Genomic DNA, 23,522 nt, shown 5'->3' on the forward strand with positions numbered 1-23,522 from the left:
ATGAGTGACGCGCGCGTGCGGCCCGCCGCCCTGTTCCTGTTCGCCCACCAGGATGACGAATTCGGCGTCTTCCAGCGCATCGCCGACTGCCGCGCCCAGGGCCTGCGCGTGGCCTGCGCCTATTTCACGGACGGCGCCACAGCCACCGCCACGGCGGCGCAGCGCAACCTGGAGTCGCTGGCGGTGCTGCAGCGGCTCGGCGTGGAGCGCGACGAGGTCCATTTCGCCGGCCAGCAGCTGGGAATCGGCGATGCGCAGCTGCCGCAGCACCTGCAGCGCGCCGCGCGCTGGCTGGAATGCTGGCTGGAGGACTTCGGCAACATCGATTCGCTGCATGTGACCGCCTGGGAGGGCGGACACCACGACCACGACGCCCTGCACGCACTGGCCGTGACGATCGCGGCGCGCCATGGCCTGCTGGCGCGCACCTGGCAATATTCGCTGTACCAGGCCGCCGACTTGCCCGGCCCCCTGTTCCGCGTGTTGACGCCGCTGCCGCAAAACGGGCCGGCCCGTACCTGGTCAATACCTTGGCGTGCGCGCCGAACCTATCTGCGCCACTGCTTGTCCTATCCCTCGCAACGTGGCACCTGGATCGGCCTGTTCCCCTTCGTGCTGCTGCACTACCTGCTGCGCGGCACGCAGGCCCTGCAGCCGGTCGACCCGGGCCGCCTGGACCAGCGCCCGCACCCGGGGCCCCTGTATTACGAAAAGCGCCGCTTCTTCAGCTGGGACCGCATGGTCCAGGCCCTGGAAGCCTGGCGCGCCAACCATGCTTGAAGACAAAGAATGAAAAGAGAAACCATCGTCGTGACGACGTCCCCCGGCCTGCGCAAGCATCTGTTCCCGCTGGCCTCGTTCGTGGTGCTCGCCGCCCTTTGTGCCTGGCTGGCCATGCGCAGCCACGGCATCAATCCGACGGTGTTCGCTGACGAGTGGTACTACAGCAAGATGGCGCGCCTGCAGCCGCTGGCCGAGGCCATCGTGCCCTCCTATCTCTACCTGTGGCTGTTCGGCGCCACCAACGCCTGCGGCGACGGCTTCCTCGAATGCGCGCGCGGCGCGAACGCCCTGCTGTTCGTCGCCGGCGCGCCCTTCCTCTACCTGACCGCGCGCAGCGTGACCGGCCGCCGCACCGCCGCGGCCATCGCACTGCTGGCCACGCTGGCGCCGCTGAACCTGTTCACGGCCTATTTCATGCCGGAAACGATGTATTACTTCGGCTTTTGCGTGCTGAGCTGGGTTGCGCTGACGGGCCGCCACTGGCACTGGGCCCTGCATGCGCTGGCCTGCGGCGTCATGCTCGGCCTGATGAGCCTGATGAAAGTGCATGCCGTGTTCCTGGTGCCGGCCCTGCTGCTGTTCCTGGCCTATTCGCGCTGGCTGGCGGGCCCGGGCTGGCTAGGCAGCGCTGTGGCGGCAATGGCCATCGGCGGCGCCAGCATGTTCGCGGTCAAGTTCGGCATCGGCTACCTGCTCGCCGGCGAGTCCGGCCTGAGCCTGTTCGGTCCCTTCTATGCCGGCGGCGCGAATGCCGCCAGCGCCGGCGACAAGCTGCGCCTACTGCAACCGGCCTTCGTCATCGGCCGCGCCCACCTGATGCTGCTGGCGCTGGCCTTCGGCGTGCCGCTGGCCATCCTGGTACAGGGCGTGCTGCGCTACGGCAAGCGGGGCCAGGCCGGGCAGGCCGAGCTGGTGGGCATCTATACGCTGCTGATGCTGGGCGCAGCCGCCGGCATGACCATCCTGTACACCGCCACCCTGGCCTATCCCGGCACCAACGAGGGCCTGCGCATGCACGTGCGCTACTACAGCTTCGTGTTCCCGATGCTGTGGGTGGTGGCCGCCGCCTCCATGGAGCGCCGCGGCGAGGCCCCCGCGCCCCTGCGCTGGTCCCTCGCGCTGTTGCTCTCCGCCGTGCTGGCGGTCGCCATCGTCAAATTCCCGACCTATGCCTTCAATGCCGTCGACGGCCCCGAAGCCTTCGCCCTGCGCCTGAACCAGCCCCTGAGCCTGGTGATCCTCGCCCTGCAGGTGGCCGCCCTGCTGCTGTGGGCCGCCGGCCGCGCCTCCGCGCAGCGCGTGTTCCTGTTCGCGGTCACGCCCTTGTACATCGCCAGCGGCATCGTCGAAAACAATTACCAGCTCGGCCTGTACGTGGACGACCAGGCCGCCGACCTGGCCGGCAAGGCGGCGCACCGCCTGGTGCCGCCGGCGGAATACGGCAAGATCACCGTGGCCGGCTCGGAAATCGGCCAGGTCATGCGCGCCCAGTTTCACATCGACAACAAGGATTCGGCCATGCTGGTCCTGCCGCCGAACGTCCCGATCGAGCCCTACCAGCTCCCAGTGCGCAACAACTGGCTGCTGGTGTTCGGCAAGCATGCGCTGCCGCCCGGCCTGAAGCCGGTGGCGGGGAATGAGCACTACGCGCTGGTGCACACCGGCGTCGAGCGCCGCATCGTCGGCAGCGCGCGCTTCAACGAGCCGTTCAGCGCCAGCGGCCTGCTGGCCGGCGCCGAGGGCGTGGCCGATATCGAGCAGTTCGGGCGCTGGTCGAACGCCAAGCAGGTCGTGCTGCACTTCAATGCGCCGCTGCCGCAGCACGCCTTCATCGTGCTCAAGGCCTGGGCCTATGGCGACAACGCCGACTTCCCGTTCACGCTGCGCATCGGCGCCAGCAGCGCCCAGTTCCGCCTGAGCGGCACGCCACAGGAAATCGGCCTGCGCCTGGACACCGACGGCCAGCAGCGCAGCATGGTGATCGAGGTGCCGCACCCGGTGTCGCCGATCGCGTACGGCGATCCGCGCGACCCGCGCACGCTGGGCGTCGCGCTGGCGGAAATCGAAATCTCGACGCCAGTCAACTGAGCCCTGCCTCCGTGCGTCCGCGAACAGTGGACGCGCGGCTCCGCATCCTAGAATTGTCGGCGAGATGGCGATAATAAGGATGCGCAATGACGACCGGAAGCAACAAGGAAGACAGGCTGGAAAAGCCGCTCGACCAGCAGGGCGGCGGCCAGAGTGCGGGCGTACCCGCTTCGGGTGAGGTGGAAGGCAACTCCGAATCACCGCTCGGGAATCCTGGCATGCACCACTGGCAGGCCGGATTCATTTCCCACGACGGCCTGCAAGACCGCGGCAACATTTTCTTTGCCGCTGTCGAGATGACGCGGATGCCGATGATCATCACCGATCCCCGCCAGCCGGACAATCCCATCGTCTTCGCCAATGGCGCCTTCTTCGATCTCACTGGCTACAGTCAAGACGACATCATGGGCCGCAATTGCCGTCTGCTGCAAGGGCCGCAGACGGACCGCAAGACGGTCGACGAACTGCGTCATGCAATCGCAGAGCAGCGTGCGGTCGCGGTCGATATCCTGAATTACAAGAAAGACGGCAAGCCGTTCTGGAACGCCCTTTTCCTGGGGCCGATCTACGACCAAGACGGCGAGCTGCTGTACTTCTTCGCCTCGCAGATGGACATCACCGAGCGCCGCACCACCCAGGAATCCTACCTGCAGGCGCAAAAGATGGAGGCGATCGGTCAACTGACGGCCGGCATGGCTCACGACTTCAACAACCTGCTGCAGGTCATCAACGGCAACCTCGAGGTCGCCCTGATCAGCCTGGACCGGCCGGATTTGGCGCGCCAGCAGCTGGAGCGCGCCCAGCGCGCCTCCATGCGCGCCGGCAAGCTCACCCAGCAGCTGCTGACCTTTGCGCGCAAGCAGCGCCTGGACCCGCGGCGCATCAACATCAACAACCTGGTCTTCGATTTTTCCGAAATGCTGGTGCGCACCCTGGGCGCCAAAGTCGAGCTGCGGCTCGACCTGCGCCCCGGCCTGCCCCCCTGCATGCTGGACCCGACCCACCTCGAGATGGCCCTGCTCAACGTCCTGATCAATGCGCGCGACGCCATGCCGGACGGCGGCGAAGTGACGGTCGCCACCGCGATCGTGCGCGGCGAGGACCGCCTGAAGGTGCATGGCCTGCCGGAGGGCACCTATGTATCGCTATGCGTGATCGACAAGGGCATCGGGATGGCGACCGACGTCCTGCGCCGCGCGACCGAGCCCTTCTTCACCACCAAGGGCCCGGGCACCGGGCTGGGCCTGGCTATGGTGCACGGCTTCGTGCAGCAGTCGCACGGCCGCCTCGAGCTCGACAGCCACCCCGGCAAAGGCACCAAGGTCACCATGATCTTCCCGATTGCCGACAATGCCATCGGCCATGGCGACGCCGGTGCGGGCGTCGGCAAGTCCACCTCGGGCGATACCCAGGCCAAGGACGGAAAGCGCGTGCTGGTGGTCGAGGACAACGACGACGTGCGCGAACTGGCGGAGCAAGTCCTGGAAATGGAAGGCTACGCGGTGCTGTCGGCGGCCAGCGGCGAACAGGCATTGACCGTGCTGCAGCAGGGCGCCGCGGTCGACCTGCTGTTCACGGACGTGATCATGCCGGGCGGGATGAACGGGCTGGACCTGGCCGAACGGGCCCGCGCCCTGCGGCCGGCATTGCCGGTGCTGGTGACGACAGGCTACATGGACGAGCTGTCGCAAGGCGGGCGCAGCGGAGGTTTCAATATCCTCGCGAAGCCGTACAGGCAGGAGGATTTGCTGGAGAGGGTGAAGAAGGCGCTGGAAAAGAACGGATGACGTCGTTCCCGCGCAGGCGGGAAGTCGTTTCGGGCAATGCCCGAAACGACGAGCGCGATTTACTGCTTCGGCAAGCCGCCCAGCAGCGCCGCCAGCTTCTGCTTCGGCTTGGCCTGCGCCACCGGCACGGCTTCCGCCGGGTCCTTGCGCGGCGCGGCGGCCGGCTCGTAAGGCTTGAGGAACCACGGATCGACCTTCTCGCGGCGCGGCGCACCCGGGCCGCGCGGGCCACGTTCGCTGCGCTCGCCGCGGTCGCCTCGCTCACTACGGTCGCTGCGTTCGAAGCTGCGCGAACCGTCGCTCTGGCGGCGGCCGGTGCTGCTGCGCTCGCTCGAGCGTTCGGCCGGGCGGCCCGGTGCGAAGCCGGTCAGCTCGCCGCGCGTGATGGTCTGCTTGATCAGCTTCTCGATGTCGACCAGCAGGCGCTCGTCCTTGTCCGAGTAGACCGACAGCGCATCGCCGGTGGCGCCGGCGCGGCCGGTGCGGCCGATGCGGTGCACGTAGTCCTCGGCGTTGTACGGCAGGTCGTAGTTGATCACGCACGGCAGGTCGGTGATGTCGAGGCCGCGCGCGGCGACGTCGGTCGCGACCAGCACGTCGATCTCGCCCTTCTTGAAATCGTCCAGCGCGGCGATGCGCTCCTGCTGCGTCTTGTCGCCGTGGATGGCGGAGGCCTTGATGCCGGCCTGCTCCAGGTAGCGCGCCAGGCGCGAGGCGCCGATCTTGGTGTTCGAGAACACCAGCACCTGCTTCAGGGCGCGCGAGCGGATCAGGTGCTCGACGACGTCGCGCTTCTGTTCTTCCGACACCTTGTACAGCACCTGGGTGATCGAGGTGTTGGTGGCGTTGCTGCGTGCGACTTCGATGGTCAGCGGGTCGGTCAGGAAGCTGGCGGCCAGCTTCTTGATCTCCGGCGAGAAGGTGGCCGAGAACATCAGGTTCTGGCGCTTCTTCGGCAGCAGGTTGATGATGCGCTGCAGGTCCGGCAGGAAGCCCATGTCGAGCATGCGGTCGGCTTCGTCCATCACCAGCATCTGCACCTGGGCCAGGCTGATGTTCTTCTGTTCGACGTGGTCGAGCAGGCGGCCCGGGGTCGCGATCACGATCTCGACGCCCTTGCGCAGGATCTCGGTCTGCGGCTTCATGTCCATGCCGCCGAAGACGACGGTGGAGCGCAGCGGCGTGTGCTGGGCGTAGGCCTTGACGTTCTCGGCGACCTGGATCGCCAGTTCGCGGGTCGGCGTCAGGACCAGCGCACGCACGGCGTGACGGGCCGGCGACATGCTGGTGTTCGCATGCGGCAGCAGGTTCTGGATGATCGGCAGCGAGAAGCTCGCGGTCTTGCCGGTGCCGGTCTGGGCTGCGCCCATGACGTCGCGGCCGGCCAGCACCACGGGAATGGCCTGGGCCTGGATCGGGGTCGGATGGACATAGCCCTGGTCCGACAGCGCGCGCTGGATCTCAGGCGCCAGACCGAAATCGGCAAAGCGCACGGTCGGTGCGCCGCCAGCATCATTGGTGGTCGTCGTTTCAGACATTTCTTCTTTCGGGCGTAATAAGAGTTGCGCTCTACGGCCAAAGCGGCCCTGGCATGGCCAACGCGGGAAACTCCGGAGGTACGGGACGCGCCGGCGCGGTGGGAGCTGCGGTGGCGGCTTGGGCAGACGTAGAGGTACTAAACCGCGCTCAATTTACCTCAAATCCACCCCTCTGTATATGAATTCCTGTACTTTCCACCGTTGTGTGCCATGTTTTTACGCAGTTTCCCCTTTACATTCCTTTACCCGACTTTACAGATTCCGCCCTCCTTTCCATAGCGCCAGCGCCCGATAATTGATGCAGTGCATTAAATCAAAGGGACTCCAACATGGTGGCTAGCATCAGCAGCAACAGCGTATCGAACTGGGCGGACTCGGTCTATTCCAGGCTCGACACCAAAAACCAGGGCTACATCGAGAAATCCGACCTGCAGGACGCGCTGTCCAAGATCGGCGGCAGCGGCGGCGACAGCGGCCAGTCGGTCGACATCGACAGCACCTTCGGCGCGCTCGACGGCGACAGCGACGGCAAGGTGACCAAGAGCGAACTGACCGACGCGATGACCAAGCTGTCCGACCAGCTCAACGCCCAGTTCGACGCTTCGCGCGTGGGCCGCGGCGGCCCGCCGCCGGATGGTCCGCCGCCAAACCGTCCGCAGGGCGGCGGCCGCGTCGGCGGCAGCGGGGAGAAAGACAGTTCCACCGACGGTGCCGGCAGCACCAGTACGGACTACGTCGCAGCCGCCGACACCGACGGCGACGGCACCGTCAGCGATGCCGAGCAGGCCGCCTACGACAAGAAAGTGGCGAGCGGCCAGGCCGACGACAGCAGCGGCAGCGGCCAGGCTGCGGAAGGCGCCGGGAAAGCCGGCCATCAGAAAGACCCGATGCGCGAACTGGCGCACGCCCTGCACCTGCTGAAGGCCTACGCGGAGAACAGCAGTAGCAGCGATGCCTCGACGGCGTCAACGGAGGATGCCAGCAGCAGCACCAGCGTCAGCGCCGACGCCTGAGTTCAGGGCCGCTGCCAGCCCCGCGCGCGCGCCGCGCGTTCGGCGGCGGCATCGAGCGATGCGCCGTCGATCCGCTCGTCGATCGCATCGAGCACCGCGGCCGGCATGGCGCTGCCGGCCTGGCGATACGCGCCGTGCTCCGCCGGCCGGTCCTGCGCCAGCACCGGAATCCGCCACTCCCCGCCTTCCCGGCATGCCAGTCCCGCGGTCGAACCAAGTTTGAAACTGCGGCAGTAGCCTCCGCCTTTCGCCTCGAAGCTCACGCCCAGGCTGACGGGCCCCGCCACCTCCGCCGCCAGCCGCTGCGACAGCGCGTCCGCCAGCTCGCCGCGGGCCACCAGCGCATCGCCCTGGCGGCCGAAGGGCGCGGCCTCGCCGCCTTTCAGCTGTTGCCAGCCGAGCGCCCCGGCCAGCACGCCGGCCGCCAGCGAAGCCGCGATCGCGGTCGACTGGCGCCAGTTCCAGCGCGCCGGCAAGGCCTTCGCCCCGGCCTGCGCCAGCACGTCGACGCGCACGTGGCCGGCCGCCTCCGCCGCATTCGGCATCAGGCGCGCCGGCACCGGTTCGTCGAGCACCCCGGCAAAGGCGGCAAACACGTCGGCGCGCAGGGCCCGGTGGCGCTCGACCGCGGCCGCCACTTGCGGGTCCTCGCGCATGGCGCGCTCGACCTGCGCGCGCAGGTCCGCATCCAGCTCGCCGTCGGCATAGGCCATCAGGGTTTCATCGTCAAAACTCATCTCTCGTTCCTTGCTCGATCGGACAACAGTTCCTGGAGCGCGTCCCGGGCGCGCGCCAGCCGGCTGGTCAGGGTCCCGATCGGAATATCCAGTACCTCGGCCGCTTCCTTGTAGGGCAATCCATCGACCAGCACCAGGCCGATGACCATGCGGTGATCCTCGGACAGCAGGCTCATCGCTTTCTCGACCGCCATCCGCTGCTGGTGCGCCGCCGCGGTATCGTCGCCGACATGTTCGCCTTCTTCTTCCGGCGCGAACAGCTGGTCGCGCCGGGTGCGCGAACGCACCTCGTCGATCCAGGCATTCTTGACGATGCGGAACATCCAGCTGTCCAGGCGCGTCCCCGCCTGCCATTGCCCGGCATGCGTGAGGGCGCGCTCGACGGCGATCTGCACCACGTCGTCGGCATCTTCGCGGTGGAAGGTGATCGAACGGGCAAAGCGGCGCAGGCGCGGCAGCAGGGCGGCGATGTCGTTTTTCAGATCGGCGCTCATGGTCTCGGTAGTAGAACGAACGGGCGAGGGATTTTCTTCCATATTATCATTCACCCATGAAACGTCTTTACGTCACGCTTTTCGCCCTGGCCGTGTGCGGCGGCGCCGCGGCGCAGCTGCGCTTGCCATCCTTGGGCCTGCCGCCCTCGCTCGGCCCGCTCGATAACCTGCGCCGTCCGGTGCAGCAGCTGGCCGATCGCGTCGAGCTGCCCGACCTGCGCTCGCTGCGGCCCGACACCGTCGGCCGGCTGCTGCGCGAGCATCCCGACGTGCTGGAGGCCGACCCGCGCGGCGAACCGGTGCTGCGCGCGCAGATCCTGGCCTGGTCGCCATCCGCGGCCGGACTCGAGGCTGCCCGGGCGGCAGGCCTGCGCGTGCTGCGCGAGGAGCGCTTCGAGGAGCTCGGGCAAAGCCTGGTGGTGCTGGGCGTGCCGGCCGGCGCCGCCACCGCCGCGCTGCTGGAACGCCTGCGGGCACTCGATCCGGAGGGGTCCTACGATTTCAACCATGTGTATACCGGCAGCGGCGCGGCGGGCGCACCGGCGGTGCCGCCGCAAGGCGTGCCGGCCGCCGCGGCGCCGGGCGCGGCCACCGCCAGGATCGGGCTGGTCGACAGCGGCATCGATACCGCCCACCCGGCGCTGCGCCAGGCCGCGCTGCAGACCTGGGGCTGCGACGGCGTCCCGCATCCCGATGCCCACGGCACGGCCGTCGCCGCCTTGATGGTCGGGCGCGACGAGCGCTTCCGCGGCGCCCTGCCCGGCGCCCGCCTGTTCGCGGCCGACATCTACTGCGCCAGTCCGGCCGGCGGATCGGCCGGGCAGATCGCGGCGGCGCTCGGCTGGCTGGCGCGCGAGCGGGTGCCCGTCATCAACCTCAGCCTGGTCGGGCCCTCGAACCAGGCGCTCGAACGGATGGTGGCCGCGATGCTCGCACGCGGCCATCTGCTGGTGGCCGCGGTCGGCAACGACGGACCGGCCGCGCCGCCGCTGTACCCCGCCAGCTATCCCGGCGTGGTCGGGGTGACGGCGGTCGACCGCCGCGGCCAGCCGCTGCCGGAAGCGGCGCGCGGGCCGCAGGTGCTGTTCGCCGCACCCGGCAACCAGATGGTCAGCGCCAGCCCCGGCGATCCCGCGTACCGGGCGGTGCGCGGCACCTCGTATGCGGCGCCCATCGTCGCCGGACTGCTCGCCCCGGCCCTGCCGGAGCCGGACCGCCGCCAGGCGCGCGATGCCGTCGCCGCGCTCGCGCGCCAGGCCAGCGGCGGCGGCACGACCGTCAGCAATGTGCTCGGCCATGGCATCGTCGGCGCCGATTTGCGCATCGATCCGAAAAAAATTTTCGGAAGGATGGAATAAACGGCTGAGCAGGGACGTTTTCCTCATGACGGCGGCGGACAGTCCGCGCCACATCAAGGAGAAAACATCATGCAAACCAAGAACATCGCCCGCCAGATCGCCCTCATCGCCGCCCTCGGTTTCGCCGCATCGGCGCACGCCCAACTGCTGGGCGACGGCCGCCTCGGCGGCTCGCTCGGCGGCATGATCGGCGGCGGCGGCCAGCTCGGCGGCATGGGCGTGCCGGTCACCCGCGTCGACAGCCTGGCCGAGGCGCGCCGCGCGGTCCGCGTCCCCGATACCGATACCCTGCGCAACGCCGCCGCCGTCGACGGCAGCGCCGCAGGCAAGGCCGCCGGCAACGGCAGCGGCAGCGCCGCCCTGCCCGGCAAGGCGCTCGCAGGCGACGCCTCCGGCGCGGTCGGCGGCGCTCTCAACGGGTCGCTCAATGGGTCACTCAACGGCGCCGTCGCCTCGGCCACGAAACAGGCCGGCACGGCCGCGCCGGAGACCGGCACATCCACCAACGCCCCCGGCAAGGCCATTGCCGGCGATGCCACCGCGGCACTCTCCGGCAGCCCGTCCGCCGCGGCATCGCAAGCCCGTTCCACAGCCGCCACGCCTGCCCCCGCCCCAGGCGCCACGCCGCAGGCTTCGCGCGGCCTGACGACGGCACTGTCCAGCGCCGGGACCGCAGGCGCGCAGGCAGACCAGGTCGCCGCAAACGGCGTAGGCAGCGCAACCGGGAACGGCGACATGACCTTGGGCGGCGCCGGCAAGGCTGCTGCGATGCCGTCGGTACGCGAAATGAGCACACCGGCCGCGCAAGGCGCCAGGACCCAGCTCGCGGCGACCCGCGGCTACGGTGCGTCGAGCGCCGCGAATGTCAGGAACACCGCCCACGCGACCGGCCAGGGCCTGGCCGCCGGCGGCAAGCAGGCACGCGGCGCTGCCGGCGGTGCGATGGACGGCGCCGGCAAGACCGGCGGCAATGCGGGCGGCAGCGGCAATGCGAGCAGCAGCGGCAACGCAACCGGCAGCGGCAGCGCAAGCGGCAAGGGCGGTATCGGCGCCAGTGTGTCGCTCGGCGGCAGCGGTTCCGCCAACGCCAGCGCCGGGCAATAAGAGGTCGAAGAGGCGCCGCGCGGGCTGGTTCAGGAAGTGATCAGCCCGTGCTCATCCAGCACGTCGTGCAGCAGCTCCAGCCGGATCATCGGGTTGTCCAGCATGAGCATGTGCTGCTTCTGCTGGTTCGGCAGCGGCAGCAGTTCGCACCAGCGGTTGGCGACCCAGCCGCAGTCGTCGAGGCGGAACGGGGGCTGCACCGGCCAGCGGCTTTGCGGCACGTCGTGCAGCGAGGCCAGCACGCGGTCGAGGGCGTCGGCCGCGCCCTTCAGGTCGGACGGGATGCGCACCGCGTGGTCGTCTTCCAGCAGTTCGGCCTCGGCCATCCACAAGCCGTTGCTGCGGCGCTCGCTGGACAGCACCTGGAAGCGCGAATTGCCGCGGCAGACCACCTGCAGCAGGCCCGGCGTCGATGCCGTGGTGTCCTGCACCGAGGCCAGCGTGCCCGAGCCCACGAAGCGCTCCAGTCCCTGCGGGGTGCGCACCTCCTGCCCATGCGTCAGCAGCACCACGCCGAAGGGCGTGTCCTCCGTCAGGCAATGGCTGATCATGTCGAGGTAGCGCACCTCGAAGATCTGCAGCGGCAGCACGCCATCCGGAAACAGAACCGTGCTGAGCGGGAACAGCGGTAAGGAGATCGTGGCCATGCGCGCATCATGACAGATTCGCTTTGCGGGACGGAGCACGATTGGGTGGCGAACTCAGTCCTCGGGACCTTGCAGCGGCAGGGTCCGAATGGCCTCCAGCAAGGCCGCCAGGCGCCAGCGCAGCCGGGGCCAGCCGGGATCGGGCTGCTCCAGCACCCGCACCGTCACCGTCGAGGCCGGCGCGACGTCGCAGGCGAAGGGATAGTCGCCGGCCTGCTCGAAGGGCAGGCGCACCACGCGCCCCGGCAGCACCAGCACCTGGCCGAACACATGCGGCGCCAGGTCGCGGTTACGCAGCAGCAGCACGTCGCGCACGCCCAGCGTCAGGCGGACTTCGGCTGGTACCGGCCCCGCGCCGCGCGGGAATTCGAACAGGCGTTCGCGCGTCGGATAGTGCAGCGGCGCCAATGCGGCCCACAGCAGCGCGGCGCACAAAATGGCGGCCAGCGTCCATTGCAGGCGGCGCAGCAGGCTGCTGTGCGGGAGGTTTTGGGCGGGAACGGGCGCGGGCATCGGCATGGTGGAATGAGTGCCGTCATTGTAGCCGCGGCAACACCGGGGCGCCAATACCGGCCACTGTTGTGCGCCTTGCAAGGCCATGGCCGGGTATGATTTTGCCACCATGCCGCTTTCCGATCATCCCGCCACGACCGCCTCGCAGCGCAACCCGGCCTCCGTCCCGCTGCTCCTGGCCGCGCTGGTGTTCCTGGCGTCGCTGATCGTGACCTATGTGGTGGCGGACAAGGTCGAGCGCAGCGCCGAGAACGAACTCGAAGCCACCTTCGACTACCGGGCCCGCGATCTCGCGGTCGTCCTGGCGCGCCGCATGGCCGTGTACGAGCAGGTGCTGCAGGGCACGCGCGGCTTCCTGCGCGGCTCGGTCGAGATCAGCCACGACGACTTTGCCGATTACTTCTCCATCCTCAGGCTGAACGAGCGCTATCCCGGCATCGAGGCGCTCGGCATCGCCGCCATCATTCCGCCCGCGCGGCTCGAGGCCCACGTCGCCGCGATGCGCGCCGCCGGCTTTTCCGGCTACGAGGTCAAGCCGCCCGGCCCGCGCGACTTCTATACCTCGATCACCCACATCCAGCCCTTCGGCGGGCGCAACCTGCGCGCCTTTGGCTACGACATGTTCAGCGAACCGGTGCGGCGCGCGGCGATGGAAGCGGCGCGCGACACCGGCGCGGCCGTCGCCACCGGCCGCGTCACGCTGGTGCAGGAAGGCGCGAGCAACGTGCAGTCCGGCTTCCTGATGTACGTGCCAGTCTACCGCCGCGGCCTGGCGCGCGCCAGCGTGGAGGAACGCCGCGCCGCGATCATTGGCTGGGTCTACGCGCCCTTCCGCATGAACGACCTGATGCGCGGCCTGGGCGGCGAGCATGCCAGCGATCTCGAAGTCGAGGTCTACGACGGCAAGCAGGCCAATGAAGACGCCCTGCTGTACCGCTCGCCCGGCGCCCGTCCGGCGGGCAGTCGCGCCATGTTCTCCCACACCGAGGCGATGGACACCGCCGGCCGCACCTGGACCCTGGCCTTCCGCTCCGCGCCGCAACTCGAGGCCACGCTCGACAAGCGTCCCACCGCGGCGATCGCCGTGACCGGGGTCGGCCTGGGCCTGCTGCTCAGCCTCGTGGTGTGGCTGCTGGCCACCGAGCGCCGCCGCGCCCTGCAGCTGGCGGGCGGCATGACGCTCGAGCTGCGCGAATCGCGCGACCGCATCGACGCCGAGAGCCAGCGCATCCGCCTGATCCTGCAGAACGCCTACGACGCCTTTCTGGCGATCGGCCCGGACAGTCTCGTCACCGACTGGAACGCGCAGGCGGCCAAGCTGTTCGGCTGGAGCGAGGAGGAAGCGCTGGGGCGCGAAGCCGTCGAACTGATCGTCGCCCCCGAATGGCGCGAACGCTGGCGCGGCCATTTCGCCGCCTTCCATGCGCGCGGCGAATGCGAACTGCTGGCCGGGCCCACCGAGATCATGCTGGCCGACCGCCACGGCCGCGCGCTGCCGGTCGAAATCGCGGTCACCGCCCTGCCCGCGAACGGCGGCTTCGGCGCCATCGCCTTCGTGCGCGACATCCGGCCGCGCAAGGTGCAGGAAGAACGCGAGCGCCAGCGCCAGGAGCGCCTGGTCGAAGCGCGCACCGCGCTGCAGCGCTCGCAGAAGCTGGAGGCGGTGGGCAAGCTCACGGGCGGGGTCGCGCACGACTTCAACAACATCCTGCACATCATCAGCGCCAACGTGCAGCTGATGATGCGCAACGAGGAGAGCAGCCGCAAGCGCCTGCTCAGCATCATGGACGCGGTGGAGCGCGGAAAGAAGCTGGCCGCGCAGCTGCTGGCCTTTGCGCGCCGCCAGCCGCTGCACCCCAGCGTGGTCGACCTGGCGCAGCTGATCGAGCGCATGGACAGCCTGCTGCATCGCGCCGCCGGCGACGCCATCGAGATCCGCTTCGCCATCGCCGACAAGCTGTGGAACACGCTGGTCGATCCGAACCAGCTCGAGAACGTGCTGCTCAACCTGGTGATCAATGCGCGCGACGCCATGAACAACGAGGGCCGCATCACGATCGCCCTCGACAACATCCACGTCGAGGAAGGCGACGCGCTGGCGATCACCCATGTGCGGCCCGGCGACTACGTGAAGATCGCCGTCACCGACACCGGCAGCGGCATGCCGCCGGAGGTGGCCGACCGCGCCTTCGAACCCTTCTTCACCACCAAGCCGGAGGGCAAGGGCACCGGCCTCGGGCTGTCGATGGCGCACGGTTTCGTCAAGCAGAGCGGCGGCCATATCCGGCTGGCGAGCACGATGGGCGAAGGCACCACCGTCAGCATCTTCCTGCCGCGCGCGCTGCAGGAAACGCCCGATCCGCTGTACATCCCGACCCCGCATTGAAGGAGGCATCGTGACGCCGCCGACCGTGCCTGCCGAGGGGGGCTTCGACCGTACGCTGTCCCTGCTGGCCGAGGGCTACCGCTTCCTGCCGGACCGCTTCGAGCGCTTCGGCACCGACATGTTCACCACCCGCCTCATGCTGCGCAAGGCGCTGTGCGTGCGCGGCGAGGACGCGGCGCGCATGTTCTACCAGCCGGGCCGCTTCACGCGCCGCCACGCGCTGCCGCCGACCACCCTGGCGCTGCTGCAGGACTACGGCAGCGTGATGGCGCTGGACGGCGAGGCGCACAAGAAGCGCAAGGCGATGTTCATGTCGCTGCTCGGCCCCCTGGAGCGCCAGCGCCTGGTGGGGCTGGCCATGGCGCAGTGGTGCGCCCACATGGCACGCTGGCCGAACCTGCCCTCGGTGGTCGTGCACCAGGAAGCGGAGCTGGTGCTGTGCCGCGCCGTGTGCCAGTGGGCCGGCATTCCCATCAACGCCGACGACGCGCGCCAGCGCACGGCGGAGTTCTCGGCCATGATCGATGGCGCCGCCTCGGTCGGACCGCGCACCTGGAAAGCGCTGATGCTGCGCCGGCGCACCGAGCGCTGGGCGCGCGCCCTGATCGACGCCGTGCGTGCCGGGCAGGCGCAGCCGCCCTTCGACAGCGCGCTGAACGTGATCGCGCGCCACCGCGACGCCGACGGCCGGCTGATCGACCGCAAGCACGCGGCCGTGGAGCTGATCAACTTCCTGCGTCCCACCGTGGCGGTAGCACGCTTCATCACCTTCGCGGTGCTGGCCTTGCATGAGCACCCCGCCTGCCGCGAACGGATTGCCGCCGGCGACGAGGCGTATTTGACGATGTTCGTGGAGGAGGTGCGGCGCTACTACCCCTTCCTGCCGGCGATCGGCGGGCGGGCGCTGCACGATTTCGACTGGCACGGGATGCGCATTGCGAAAGGCACCTGGGTCCTGCTGGACCTGTATGGCACCGACATGCATCCGGCAATCTGGGGCGACCCCGGCGTGTTCCGGCCCGAACGCTTCGAGCGCCGCGAGAGCAGCGGCTTCGATCTGATTCCGCAGGGCGGCGGTGACCACTACGCGGGGCACCGCTGTCCTGGCGAAGCGCTGACGGTGGATCTGGTGAAATCGGCGGCGCGGCTGTTTGCGACCGGGATCGCCTACGCCGTGCCGCCGCAGGACCTGTCGATCAGCCTGCGCCGCATTCCGACGCTGCCGGCCAGCGGCATGGTGATCGAGAAGGTGATGCCGCTCGCTTAGTCGCGGATCAGCTGGTTACCCTGGACGCGCACGCGGTCGCCGTTGCCGAAGCGCGGACGGCCCTGCTCCGTGAAGGTGCGGTAGCCGCCCTTGGCCATGCGCACGCGCACGTCGGTGTAGGTGGTCGAGTGCATGTTGCGCTCGACGCGGTTACCGGCATAGGCGCCGCCGACGGCGCCGGCGATGGTGGCCAGGGTGCGGCCGTTGCCGCTGCCGACCTGGTTGCCCAGCAGGCCGCCAACCACGGCGCCGCCGCCGGCGCCCAGGCCGCTGGCACGCTCGGCCGCGCGTTCATAGGTACGGGTCGAGACCACGGTGCCGCAGTTCTGGCAATGCGCGTTCGAGGCTTTCTGATGATGGTCGGGCGCAGCCTGGGCGGCCAGCGGCGCAGCGCCGGCGGCGGCGAAAGCGGCAACGAGAGCGAGACGGGCGCCGAAAGTCGACATGTTTTTCATGATTTTCCCCTTGGAAGTTATTTTGATAGACATGGACACAGAGTAACGACCGCAGGCTGTTCCGAAAAGAGCGATTCCGTATCAAATGCAAGCGGTTGTAACCATGCCATTGCTCCTAATGCCAAATGCACTAGCCGTAGCGACAATTGTGTCGCCATTTCGGATTTACGTGCAACAGTTGATCGTGAGAAGGGGCGCATTTCCTTGACCCTGGCCGGGGCTTCCTCTATGGTAGCGAGATGTCGCAGGGAAACAAAACCCCGGGCATGACACTCTGAAAACAGTCGCGCCCCACGCCATCTACTCATGCCAGACACCACCCTCGTACCGCTCAGTGAAGAGATCCAGCGCGTTGCCGCAGAGGCGATGCAGCTCGCGCTCCAGCACATCGACGCCGGCCAGTTCGATCAGGCCGCCACGCTGTGCCACGCGATTCTCGACATGCATCCGGGCCACGCCCAGGCGCAGTACCAGCTCGGCCTGCTGGAATGGCAGGCCCAGCGCCTGCCGGAAGCGGCCGCCAGCCTGTCCGGCGCGATCCAGGCGGATCCGGGTGAAGCGGCCTACTGGCTGGCCTATATCGAAGTCCTGCTGGACGGCGCCGAACTGGCGGCCGCGCGCGAGACCATCGACCTGGGTCGCCGCCATGGACTGAGCGGCGCGGTGCTGGACGGACTGGCCGAGCGCCTGGCGCGGGCCGAGCGCGGTACGCCGTCGCGCAAGGACACCGACGCCCTCAGCGCCCTGATGCGGGAACGCCGGCTCGACGAGGCCGAACATGCGGCCCGCCTGATGACGATCGACTGCCCGCGCTATCCCTTCGGCTGGAAGTCGCTGGGCGTGATCCATCATATGCGCGGCCAGATCGATCCGGCGGTCAAGGCGATGGCAAAAGCCGCGGAATGCGATCACGAAAACGCGGAGACCTACAGCAATCTGGGCCTGCTGCTGAAGGAGGCGCGCCGTCACGAGGATGCGATCGTCTGCCTGAAACGTGCGCTGGAACTGGAGCCGCAGCGCGCCGACGCGCACAACAACCTGGCCGTCACTCTGCTCGACATGAACCGCCTGGGCGAAGCCGAAGCCAGCGCGCGCGCCGCCATCGCCATCAACCCGAAGAATGCGCTGGCCTGGAACACCATCGGCGTTGCCCTGATGGGCCAGAGCCGCATGGCCGGCGCGGTCGACGCCTACCGCCGCGTGCTGAAGCTGGAGCCCAACAATGCGGGCGTGCACAGCAACATGCTGTTCGCGATGAGCCAGATGGAAGGCATAGCCGCGAACGAGCTGTTCGCCGAGCACCTGCGCTACGCCGAGCGGGTCGAAGCGCCGCTGCGCAAGAAGTGGCGCCCGCACGCCAACGACCGCGATCCGCAGCGCCAGCTGCGCATCGGTTTCGTGTCGGGCGACCTGCGCCACCACGCGGTGGCCTCCTTCATCGAACCGATCTTCGAACGCCTCGCGGGCCGTCCCGGCGTGGCGCTGTACGCCTATCACAACCACATCATCACCGACCAGGTCAGCGAGCGCTTCAAGGGCTACATGGCGCAATGGACCGAGACGATCGGCCTCGACGACGAAACGCTGGCACAGCGCATCCGCGACGACGGCATCGACATCCTGGTCGACCTGTCCGGCCACACGGCGCACAACCGCCTGCCGGTGTTCGCCCGCAAGCCGGCCCCGATCCAGGCGACCTGGATCGGCTATCCCGGCACCACCGGCCTGCAGTCCGTCGACTACTACCTGACCGACCGTAACATCCTGCCGCCGGGCCAGTTCGACCACCAGTTCACCGAGAAGCTGGTGCACCTGCCGGTGTCGGCGCCCTTCCAGCCCGAACTGGATTCGGCGCCGATCAATCCCCTGCCGGCGCTCACCAACGGCTATATCACCTTCGGCAGCTTCAACCGCATCAGCAAGATCGGCCGCAACGTGGTCGCGGCCTGGGGCAAGCTGCTGCGCGCGCTGCCGACCTCGAAGCTGCTGCTGGGCGGCGTGCCGCCGGGCGACATCACCGAACAGATGCTGGGCTGGCTGGAGGAAGAAGGCGTCGACCGTGCACGCGTGCGCGTGCAGCCGCGCTGCCAGCTGAAGGAGTACCTGGCCCTGCACCACGAGGTCGACATCAACCTCGACGCCTTCCCGTATTCGGGCGGCACTACCACCCTGCACGCACTGTGGATGGGCGTGCCGACGCTGACGCTGGCGGGCGATACCGCTGCCGGGCGCCAGACCGCGTGCATTCTCGAACACGCGGCGCTGCAGCAGTACATCGCCACGGATGCCGAGACCTTCCTGCAAAAAGGTCTGGCGGCATGCGCCGACCTCGACGCGCTGGCGGCGGTGCGCGCCGAGCTGCGCGACGGATTCGCGCTGCCGTCTTCCGATTTCATGACCCAGATCGCCGACGCCGTCGAAGCATCCCTGCGCATGATGTGGGAGCGCTGGTGTGCCGGCGCACCGGTGGCGGCGTTCGAGGTTCCGGCCGCGGCGCCGGCCCCGGCCCCGGCAGAAGTGCAGCCGACAATCTACGTGACCCAGCCGGCCATGCCGCCGTTGAAGGACTTCGTCGCCTCGCTCGAACAAATCTGGGACAGCAAGTTCCTGACCAACGGCGGCCAGTTCCACCAGCGACTCGAACGGGCGCTGTGCGAGCACCTGGGCGTGGAGCACATCTGCCTGTTCGCCAACGGCACGCTGGCGCTGATGACGGCACTGCAGGCGCTCGGCATCCAGGGCGAGGTCATCACCACGCCCTACTCCTTCGTCGCTACCAGCCACGCACTGCTGTGGAACGGCCTGAAGCCGGTGTTCGCCGACATCGACCCGGCCACCTTCAACCTCGACCCGGCCCGCATCGAAGCCGCGATCACGCCCGCCACCCGCGCCATCATGCCGGTGCACTGCTACGGCACGCCCTGCGACATGGAAGCGATCGAGGCCATCGCCCGCAAGCACGACCTGAAGGTCATCTACGACGCCGCCCATGCCTTCGGCGTGCGCCGGAACGGCGAGAGCATCCTGCGCCACGGCGACCTGTCGGTGCTGAGCTTCCACGCGACCAAGGTCTTCAACACCTTCGAAGGCGGCGCCATCGTCTGCCGCGACGCTGCGATGAAGCAGCACATCGACCACCTGAAGAATTTCGGCATCGCCGACGAGGTGACGGTGGTCGCCGCCGGCATCAACGGCAAGATGCACGAGGTCAGCGCTGCCTACGGCCTGCTGCAGCTCGAGGGCATCGATGCCGCCATCGGCAAGCGCCGCGAAGTGGCCGCCGAGTACCGCCGCCTGCTGGCCGACCTGCCCGGCATCCGCTGCATGCCCGAGCCGGCGCACGAAGCGAACAACGGCTACTTCCCGATCATGGTGAGCGACGATTACCCGCTCGGCCGCGACGGCCTGTACCAGAAACTGCGCGATGCCGGCATCCACGCGCGCCGCTATTTTTACCCGCTGATCAGCGACTTCCCGATGTACCATGAGCTGCCCTCGGCCGCATCCGACAACCTGCCGCAGGCCGCCATCGCGGCGCGCCAGGTGCTATGTCTACCGATCTATCCCGCGCTCGGGACGCAGGATATCGAACGCATCGTCAGCCTGATCAAATTCTCCTGAAAGGAAACACCATGGCCTTCAATACCGATTCCATCCTGACCCGGCTCGAGTTGGGCGCCTTCGATCCGAAGGATGCCTTCCTGGCCGCAGTCGACATGTACCGCCAGGACCCGCTGTTCTGCGTGGACCCGAAAGCGCGCGAGATCATCGCCCGCCGCGGCGCTGACACCAGGATCGTCATGCTCGGCCGCAGCGACTTCGGCGCCAACTTCATCCATGGCCTGGCCGGCAAGGCGCGCATCGTGAACGTGGTCGACGATTTCCGCCTGAACCGCGGCGAACAGTTTCACGGCATCGACATCATCTCTACCGACCGCTTCCTGGAAATGGCCAAGGCCGATCCGGACCTCGTCGCCTTCATCGCGCCGCGCTACGATTATTCGAAGCGCTTCTTCGAAGGCCTGTGCCGCACCCGCGGCATCCCGGCCATGAACTTCGAGCAGGCCGTGCGCGCCTTCGACCTGAACGCCACGCTGGACCACCGCGTGGCCGACTGGGGCGGCGTGATCTCGCCGCGCCTGGAAGAGTACCTGCAACTCGAGCGCCGCATGGCCGATCCGTATTCGATCGAGACCCTGTACTCGGTGCTGACCTTCCACCTGACCGGCAACACGGAATGGTTCCTGAACGTGGCCCGTCCGTATTCGACGCTGTACGTGCGCTCGGGCCTGTTCTCGTTCAGCGAGCACGAACGGATGGTCGACTGCGGCGCCTCCATCGGCGAATCGACCACTGCCCTGATCGGCGTGACCCAGGGCCGCTTCGACCGTTCCTGGATGATCGAGCCGGACCGCATCAACGTCGCCACGCTGCAGGGCTTCCTGCGCAAGTACGCAGGCACCGACATCGAGAAGAAACTGTCGCTGCATGCGGTGGCTGTAGGCGAGCAGGCGGATGAAGTGCCATTCCAGCACATGGGCCACCATGGCGGCTCGGTGCTGCCTGCGGAAAAGGCGCAGGCCTGCGCCCGCGCCGACTACGTGCGCGTCTCGCGCATCGACGACGTGGTCGACGACAAGGCCACCATCATCAAGATGGACGTGGAAGGCTTCGAGCTGCCGGCACTGAAGGGCGCATCCAACACGATCCGCAACGACCGTCCGAAGATCATGGCCTCGGCCTACCACCGCTCGACCGACCTGCTGGACATCCCGGCCTTCGTCGATTCGATCGCGCCGGACTACAAGATCGGCCTGCGCCACCATACCGAAGACCGCTGGGACACCTGCCTGTACTTCTACTAAGCTTTTATCAGGCCGCTGCGGCGGCGTGAATGAAAACGGGGCGCATCGATTGCGCCCCGTTTTTTATCGGCTGCCTGCCCGTGAACCTACTCGCCCACGATCACGATCGGGTGCGCATGCGAGGCGTGGATGAAAGTCTTGGCGGCGAGGTCCTTCTCGATGCGCCCGGCTTTGTCGACGATGCACAGCTTGCCGATCTCGACGCCGTGGTTGACGATCACGCCCAGACCCAGAGTCACCTGCGCACCCAGCCTGGCGTTGCGGCCAATGACCACGCCCTCGTCGATCCAGCACGAATGCCCGATCGCTGCGCCGCTGCCGGCGATGGCGCCGGCGCCCAGCACCGCGTTGTAGCCGATCTTGCAGCCGGGCTGGATGATGGCACCCGCGGCGATCCAGCAGTTGTCGGCGATGCGCACGCCGTCGGCGACGATGGCGCCGCGCTCGATCAGGGCAGGCATCGGAATGCCGCGCAGGCGCAGACTGCCCATCAGGTCGAGGCGGAACAGGTTCAGGAAACGCGCGTCGGCCGCCACGAAAGCGGTCGCATCGCTGAAGTCCAGGCCATCCAGCACGGCCGCCACGGCGGCCTCGCCGACGCCCGGGTCGATCGTGACCGCGCCTAGCTCCAGTTCCGGCGCAAGCGCGCGCCAGGCGGCCATGGCGCGCTCGATCTCGGGCGCGCTGCCCAACACATACTTACAAGGCAAATTTCCCCTCCATCAGGTCCATGTACCAGTATTCGATTGCGGCGTTAACGAATTCATAGTCGCCCAGGTGGGCCCGGCGCGCGCCCTTGTGCAGGGTTTGCTGGATCTGCTCCATTACCGCGACGTCTTCGCGCATCACGATATCGGTGCCCATCATGTGCGCATGCAGGGCCGCGGCTGCGGCTGCGGCGGAGTAGGACTGCTTCTTCTTCGCCGTCAGGTAGTACACGATCAGCTCGGTCCGGTCGTGCGCCACCGGGATGTGGTGTTCGACAATGAAGGCGTAGCCGCCGTTGGCCGAGGCGATGTGCAGGTTCGGGAAGGCCAGCCAGTTGTAGTACCAGTCCTGGTCGCGGTAGCGCTCGACGAACTGGTGGTAGTAGTCGGCCGGCAGCGATTCCATCGGCGAATCGCGCCCGCCGCCGCTGAAGGTGCGCAGCAGGCCCATGGCGCGCTCGCGGTTCGGGATGCCGTCCTCACGCAGCTTGCGCGCACCCGCCACGCCTTCCTCGTTGATGCTGGCTTCGAACTTCACGCCCTGGTACAGCGACTTCGCGTGCAGGTAGCGCGGATGGTGGCCGTCGCGCAGGTTTTCGTAGGCCAGCTTCCAGTTGAAGCGGCCGTCATAGGTCGTCATGATGACTTCGCTGTCGTAGGCCAGCGAAGACTGGGTCAGCGAGGCCAGCATGGCGGCGCCGAACTGCTGCTTGATCGGCATCGGATTTTCCGACAGGTTCACGAACAGCAGGTTGCCGACCACCTCCAGCGCAAAGGGCCGCAGGTGCAGGCAGGCCCGCTCTTCTTGCGGATAGCGGAACAGCGTCTGCTCGTGCGGAATCCTGGTCGCGCCTTCACTGTCGAAGCTCCAGCCGTGGTAGCCGCAGAACAGCGGGCGCACGCCGTGCGGCTCGACCTGGATCGGGTTCTGCCGGTGCGGGCAGACGTTCTCGAAGGCGCGCAGCTCGCCGCGGAAGTTCTGCACTACGATCGGGATGCCGAACAGGGTGCGGGTGATGAAGGCATTGTGCTTCTCGAGCATGACCTTCAGGCCGATGAACTGCCACAGCGGCTTGAACAAAAGGTCGCGTTCGCGTTCGAACCAGGCCTGGTCGATATAGGCCTCGGGGGGCATCCTGGATTGCATTACTTGAACCTGAAGACTTTGGCGGGATTGCCGATCACGGTCACGCCCGGCGGCACGTCGGCCATGACCACGGCGCCGGCGCCGACCACCGCGCCGTCGCCGACCTTCTTGCCGGGCAGGATGGTCGCGTGCGGATGGATGATAACGTCGCTGCCGATCTCGGCGCGTCCGCCGACGAACACGAAGCTGCCGATGGTGGTGTAGGAACCGATCTTGACTTCATAGCCGATCACGGTAGTCGACTGGATGAAGACGAAGTCGCCGATGTGCGTGTCGACGCCCATCCGCACTTCCGGCTCGAACAGGCAGCCCGCGCCCATGCTGACGCCGATCGCCTTGTGCAGGCCGGTGCGCAGGCTCATGAAGACGGCGCCCTGCTCCAGCAGCGGCGCGGCGAAGCGGCGGCGCTGGGCAGGCTCGCCGAGCGCGCACAGGAATTCCTGGTTGTCGTTGCAGCGCCAGGTCAGCGGATCGCCGAGGATGGGCAAGGGAGCGCCCGCGGCCAGCTGCTGGCGGTTGTCGAGAAAGCCGACGACGCGCCAGTCGACGCCGTTGGCCTCGTCGCTCTGCATCATGTTGTAGACCGAGCGGCCGAAGCCGCCAGCACTGATGATCAGAGCGTCTTTCATGCGA

Annotated in this window: 19 protein-coding genes and 1 pseudogene; 11 read left to right on the top strand and 9 right to left on the bottom strand. The window is 68.1% G+C overall.

Annotated features, from left to right (window positions below; genetic code table 11):
- From AC07PE_RS05345 to AC07PE_RS05355, 3 genes are all read left to right on the top strand, one after another.
- Window positions 1-780 (top strand): PIG-L deacetylase family protein, encoded by a 780-nt coding sequence (locus tag AC07PE_RS05345; protein WP_498762280.1) that lies wholly within the window; start codon window positions 1-3, stop codon window positions 778-780.
- A 9-nt stretch (window positions 781-789) separates the two neighbouring features.
- The gene (locus AC07PE_RS05350) at window positions 790-2,871 is read left to right on the top strand and encodes a DUF7024 domain-containing protein (RefSeq protein ID WP_498762282.1); all 2,082 of its coding nucleotides are present in this window, start codon (window positions 790-792) and stop codon (window positions 2,869-2,871) included.
- Window positions 2,872-2,957: 86 nt separating this feature from the next.
- Window positions 2,958-4,658, top strand: a complete 1,701-nt coding sequence (locus tag AC07PE_RS05355) for a histidine kinase famiy protein (RefSeq protein WP_498762283.1) — start codon at window positions 2,958-2,960, stop codon at window positions 4,656-4,658.
- 59 nt (window positions 4,659-4,717) lie between these two features.
- Here AC07PE_RS05355 and AC07PE_RS05360 read toward each other — a convergent pair whose 3' ends face one another.
- Complete coding sequence (locus AC07PE_RS05360; protein WP_498762285.1) at window positions 4,718-6,196, bottom strand: DEAD/DEAH box helicase; 1,479 nt, start codon at window positions 6,194-6,196, stop codon at window positions 4,718-4,720.
- A gap of 329 nt (window positions 6,197-6,525) precedes the next feature.
- Here AC07PE_RS05360 and AC07PE_RS05365 point away from each other — a divergent pair, with 329 nt between their 5' ends.
- Complete coding sequence (locus tag AC07PE_RS05365) at window positions 6,526-7,209, top strand: EF-hand domain-containing protein (protein WP_498762287.1); 684 nt, start codon at window positions 6,526-6,528, stop codon at window positions 7,207-7,209.
- Between the two features lie 2 nt (window positions 7,210-7,211).
- Here the strand turns inward: AC07PE_RS05365 and AC07PE_RS05370 are convergent, their stop codons facing one another.
- Together AC07PE_RS05370 and AC07PE_RS05375 are read right to left on the bottom strand one after the other, a co-directional pair.
- Entirely contained in the window at window positions 7,212-7,946 is a 735-nt protein-coding gene (locus AC07PE_RS05370; protein ID WP_498762288.1) for an anti-sigma factor family protein, read from the bottom strand.
- Entirely contained in the window at window positions 7,943-8,440 is a 498-nt protein-coding gene (locus tag AC07PE_RS05375; RefSeq protein WP_498762290.1) for an RNA polymerase sigma factor, read from the bottom strand. Before AC07PE_RS05375 ends, AC07PE_RS05370 begins: the two co-directional genes overlap by 4 nt.
- A gap of 56 nt (window positions 8,441-8,496) precedes the next feature.
- Between AC07PE_RS05375 and AC07PE_RS05380 the strand changes: the two genes are divergently transcribed.
- Window positions 8,497-9,798 carry a S8 family serine peptidase gene (locus AC07PE_RS05380; protein ID WP_498762291.1) on the top strand — a complete coding sequence of 434 codons (1,302 nt, stop codon included), beginning with the start codon at window positions 8,497-8,499 and terminating at the stop codon, window positions 9,796-9,798.
- Between the two features lie 69 nt (window positions 9,799-9,867).
- Window positions 9,868-10,902 (top strand): hypothetical protein, encoded by a 1,035-nt coding sequence (locus AC07PE_RS05385; RefSeq protein ID WP_498762293.1) that lies wholly within the window; start codon window positions 9,868-9,870, stop codon window positions 10,900-10,902.
- A gap of 29 nt (window positions 10,903-10,931) precedes the next feature.
- Here AC07PE_RS05385 and AC07PE_RS05390 read toward each other — a convergent pair whose 3' ends face one another.
- Window positions 10,932-11,549 carry an LON peptidase substrate-binding domain-containing protein gene (locus AC07PE_RS05390; RefSeq protein WP_498762294.1) on the bottom strand — a complete coding sequence of 206 codons (618 nt, stop codon included), beginning with the start codon at window positions 11,547-11,549 and terminating at the stop codon, window positions 10,932-10,934.
- 54 nt (window positions 11,550-11,603) lie between these two features.
- Window positions 11,604-12,068: a cupredoxin domain-containing protein gene (locus AC07PE_RS05395; RefSeq protein WP_498762296.1), complete on the bottom strand. Its 465-nt coding sequence runs from the start codon at window positions 12,066-12,068 to the stop codon at window positions 11,604-11,606.
- Between the two features lie 103 nt (window positions 12,069-12,171).
- Here AC07PE_RS05395 and AC07PE_RS05400 point away from each other — a divergent pair, with 103 nt between their 5' ends.
- Window positions 12,172-14,448 (top strand): CHASE domain-containing protein, encoded by a 2,277-nt coding sequence (locus AC07PE_RS05400; RefSeq protein WP_498762298.1) that lies wholly within the window; start codon window positions 12,172-12,174, stop codon window positions 14,446-14,448.
- 10 nt (window positions 14,449-14,458) lie between these two features.
- Window positions 14,459-15,715, top strand: coding sequence for a cytochrome P450 (locus AC07PE_RS05405; protein ID WP_498762299.1), 1,257 nt, complete (start codon window positions 14,459-14,461; stop codon window positions 15,713-15,715).
- Here AC07PE_RS05405 and AC07PE_RS05410 read toward each other — a convergent pair.
- Window positions 15,712-16,170, bottom strand: coding sequence for a glycine zipper 2TM domain-containing protein (locus AC07PE_RS05410; protein ID WP_498762301.1), 459 nt, complete (start codon window positions 16,168-16,170; stop codon window positions 15,712-15,714). The genes AC07PE_RS05405 and AC07PE_RS05410 overlap by 4 nt on opposite strands.
- A 366-nt stretch (window positions 16,171-16,536) precedes the next feature.
- Between AC07PE_RS05410 and AC07PE_RS05415 the strand changes: the two are divergent.
- The 3 genes and pseudogenes from AC07PE_RS05415 to AC07PE_RS05425 all read left to right on the top strand — a co-directional run.
- Window positions 16,537-18,519: pseudogene (locus AC07PE_RS05415) on the top strand (O-linked N-acetylglucosamine transferase, SPINDLY family protein); the annotation flags it as partial.
- 87 nt (window positions 18,520-18,606) lie between these two features.
- On the top strand, window positions 18,607-19,791 hold the full coding sequence (locus tag AC07PE_RS05420; protein ID WP_498762981.1) for a DegT/DnrJ/EryC1/StrS family aminotransferase: 1,185 nt from the start codon (window positions 18,607-18,609) through the stop codon (window positions 19,789-19,791).
- 11 nt (window positions 19,792-19,802) lie between these two features.
- Complete coding sequence (locus tag AC07PE_RS05425; RefSeq protein WP_498762302.1) at window positions 19,803-21,035, top strand: FkbM family methyltransferase; 1,233 nt, start codon at window positions 19,803-19,805, stop codon at window positions 21,033-21,035.
- 86 nt (window positions 21,036-21,121) lie between these two features.
- Here the strand turns inward: AC07PE_RS05425 and AC07PE_RS05430 are convergent, their stop codons facing one another.
- From AC07PE_RS05430 to AC07PE_RS05440, 3 genes are read right to left on the bottom strand one after another with little or no spacing between them, the layout of a single operon-like run.
- Window positions 21,122-21,745 carry a DapH/DapD/GlmU-related protein gene (locus tag AC07PE_RS05430; protein WP_498762304.1) on the bottom strand — a complete coding sequence of 208 codons (624 nt, stop codon included), beginning with the start codon at window positions 21,743-21,745 and terminating at the stop codon, window positions 21,122-21,124.
- Window positions 21,735-22,889 (bottom strand): aromatic ring-hydroxylating oxygenase subunit alpha, encoded by a 1,155-nt coding sequence (locus AC07PE_RS05435; RefSeq protein ID WP_498762306.1) that lies wholly within the window; start codon window positions 22,887-22,889, stop codon window positions 21,735-21,737. The genes AC07PE_RS05430 and AC07PE_RS05435 overlap by 11 nt, the downstream gene beginning before the upstream one ends.
- Entirely contained in the window at window positions 22,889-23,518 is a 630-nt protein-coding gene (locus tag AC07PE_RS05440) for a PglD-related sugar-binding protein (protein ID WP_498762308.1), read from the bottom strand. The genes AC07PE_RS05435 and AC07PE_RS05440 overlap by 1 nt, the downstream gene beginning before the upstream one ends.
- Window positions 23,519-23,522 lie beyond the last annotated feature (4 nt).

The organism is Telluria sp. GW821-FHT07G12 (genome assembly GCF_059418525.1).